The organism is Pantoea sp. ANP04 (genome assembly GCF_041982285.1).
Classification (GTDB): domain Bacteria; phylum Pseudomonadota; class Gammaproteobacteria; order Enterobacterales; family Enterobacteriaceae; genus Pantoea; species Pantoea eucalypti.
This window is the reverse complement of the sequence record NZ_JAUTYS010000202.1, coordinates 1-510: the sequence shown is the minus strand read 5'-3', so window position 1 is coordinate 510 and position 510 is coordinate 1. Positions and strand designations below refer to the sequence as shown.

Here is a 510-nt window from a genome sequence, read left to right as displayed (position 1 = left end):
GATCGAGGCCACCGGCGCCCACCAACTAGACATCACCGAGCTTGACGCCTTGCGTGCCAACGCCTGTGATCTAGCAGCGCCGCCGCTTCTCACCGCTTCCCGCCCCAGCTTTAAGGGCGCGCCCGAGGTGCTCGCCGCTTGGCTGAACCTAGACTTTTTTGAAGCCCGACGCAGGGTGAACGACTCCCACCTGATGATTTGCCAGTTCGATGCCCAAGGTAACCGCTGCCCCGCACAATTCACGGCACTTGCCCAGCGGTTTAATACCGTTGGCCCGGACCCGCGCGAGTCGCTGAGCGCAGCTCGCCGCTTAGAAAAGTTCGAACCGACTACCGGTGAATTTGATTCCCCCGTCACCGCCAGCGCCCAGAATGCCGCCGGCCAACTGCTCGAAGACGCAGCGCTTGAGGTACTGACCGAGCCAGAACCTAAAACTCGCACCAAAAAACTGAACCGGCTGATCAAATCCGCCAAGGAACAACACGCATTAGCGGACCCGCAAGCCGAAGC

1 protein-coding gene is annotated in these 510 nt (G+C 60.8%); it reads left to right on the top strand.

Annotated features, from left to right (window positions below; all coding sequences use genetic code 11):
* Positions 1 to 510 (top strand): hypothetical protein (locus Q7C21_RS23115; RefSeq protein ID WP_375151257.1); only part of this gene is annotated, 510 nt, incomplete at both ends.